Below are 2,282 nucleotides of genomic sequence, written 5' to 3'. Positions count from 1 at the left end.
GTTTAGAAACAATCATCAAAGAGCACCTCCGGAAAACACTAAACCTTTGAAAGTAAGTATAAGTATATCAACACAATAAAAGAATATGAGTCATCTTAATGGAAGAATTATGCATCAATCAATCAAAAAATCAGAAATAATCAGAATAACGACCCTGCTAAAATCAAAAAACAGAAAAGCTCTTGAATACTTCTAAGATTTGCTAGAAAAAAATTGAAAAAAAATAACTACACAAGAGCTGTGGAGATATCATTGCCCAAATTGATTCCACAATATATAAGGTAGGCTTTACGGCTTCGTTGCCGGTTTACGTTCAACACACAGCACATATTCAGCCCCTCTTGGCCATAAGTAAATGCTTAGCTCCACGGCTTAGGGCTGAAAACGATGCTTAATTGTTGGCAGCCGTACTTTCACTATTTGGTCTACCAATCCATATAATCATGGCATAATAAAGTCCTATTAGAAAACCACTTAAAAGTCCTCCAATGTGAGCAGCATTATCAATTCCCTCCGCTAGACCAAACAATAGATTAAGTCCAACAAAAATCAAGGAGAAAGTCAAAAAGAAACCTCCAACTTCATCAGGTATTGATTTTGTAAGGAATAAGGATAAAAATGCTCCATAAAGTCCGAAAATCGCTCCCGATGCCCCGATACTCAAAGTGGTATCATGCCACCACAAACTTGTCAAACTTGCTATAATACCTGCAATTAGATATAATAGAAGATACTTAATGTGTCCCAAAAATGGCTCAAGAATCAATGAAATGAAGACTAGACCTGATATGTTTAGAATCAAATGCATAATGCCACCGTGAAGAAAGACACAAGTAATCAATCTCCACCAATCTCCATTTTTAGTCATCGGGCTATAATTAGCTCCAAATTTAATAAGGTCAGGTCCTTTAAATGAAAAGAATCCATATCCTCCAAATGTCATTATTAGGAACATTAAAACAATTCCATAGAGTATCAGTGGTGTAATAACATACCCATCTTTAAAAGTTATATAACCAAGAAAATCCTTTAAATCTTGTTGAGCTTCTCTATCAGGTTTTCCAGCTTTTACTCTATTAAGCTCTCGTGGATTATAACTTGGAATTAAAATCATAATAAGCCACACAATGGAGCTAATCAAAGAAGAACCAAAAATCCAGAACAGTTTATTACCATTTCTTGCTGAGTACGGTTCATTAACACCAACAAGAATAACATCAGTAGCATTAAAATTCTTATTTGCCCTAATCGCATTATTAAACCCATCAAATTCTTTTGAATTTCCTAACCTATCGAAGTAGGTGAATTTTGAAAAGTCTCTATCATTAAAATCTAGCTGACTATCTTTAGTAAATTCCTTGTACTCAGCTTCCTTTTGTTCTTGGCTGAGCCTATTACTAATTGTTTTTTTGTATTCATGACCTAACCAACCAATTGGTGATTTTAAACTAATATCATCTGTAGTTTTGTAGATTGGTAAAGCAACATATATTCTCATATGCAAATTACTACTTGATTTAGTAGTTACAACCTCATAATCATGATGAATCCCGATAGAATTCTTATCAACATAATAGTTTTCAAGAGAGTAATACTTAGTCTCATCATAATTGTTTATTTCATTTATCGAACTTAATTCAGTTAGTTTTCCAGTCGCAGTTTGAATATATTCCTGAGCGATTACCATAGGAAATGTCATTCCAACCCAAACTAGCATAGTGCAAAACTCAATCATACTTCCAGTGCTAATCTCTAGGTCAAGTATCTTTAGTTTAGGTCTGATATAAATCCAAGCTACTAATCCAGCCAATGTAATTGGTATACCAAAATCAAGAATCATCTTTTTTAAAGAAAAAAGCTCCAATTCAATAAAAATCAACCAATGTAAAAATGTATATCCAGCGACTAACATTATCAATGTCAGAACAGCTGGTATGTAAATTATCTGTAATTTATCTCTCATCTAAATGTTTGTTATTGCACTATCGCTCTTCGTATGGCTGCCAACGTCCTAGGCTATGCATAGTGTGGTTTTCAAAGCCATTATCTATCTGCCTACTCCGATGTTTATTTTATGTTTATATGTTCTATTCTACTACAAAACCCACATTATGTATGAGCCTTTGTTACCAAGCGTTTTGAACTCTTCAATTTATAGGTTTCATCTCCTTCAAATCACCAAATAATCAAAGCATTAAAATCTATATTATTAGTCATTCTTCAGGGCATTTTTTATTTTAAAAACTCTTTAAGCGGCCAAAAAAGTTCGAACTTAAAATGTC

At 33.3% G+C, this 2,282-nt stretch carries 1 protein-coding gene; it reads right to left on the bottom strand.

Features of this window, described 5'->3' with window-relative positions; translation table 11 throughout:
- Positions 1 to 391: 391 nt before the first annotated feature.
- Positions 392 to 1,963, bottom strand: coding sequence for a rhomboid family intramembrane serine protease (locus tag HNS40_RS22150; RefSeq protein ID WP_172284893.1), 1,572 nt, complete (start codon positions 1,961 to 1,963; stop codon positions 392 to 394).
- Between the last annotated feature and the right edge of the window lie 319 nt (positions 1,964 to 2,282).

Origin of the sequence: Lentimicrobium sp. S6, assembly GCF_013166635.1 — a bacterium.
In the GTDB taxonomy this organism is placed as follows: Bacteria; Bacteroidota; Bacteroidia; order Bacteroidales; family UBA12170; genus UBA12170.
The sequence above is the reverse complement of the archived record's forward strand: the minus strand, read 5'-3'. Positions and strand labels throughout refer to the sequence as shown.

What these genes read in the sequence shown, in the direction of transcription:
- HNS40_RS22150 (WP_172284893.1), bottom strand. Translation starts at nt 1,963, where the DNA reads ATGAGAGATAAATTACAGATAATTTACATACCAGCTGTTCTGACATTG.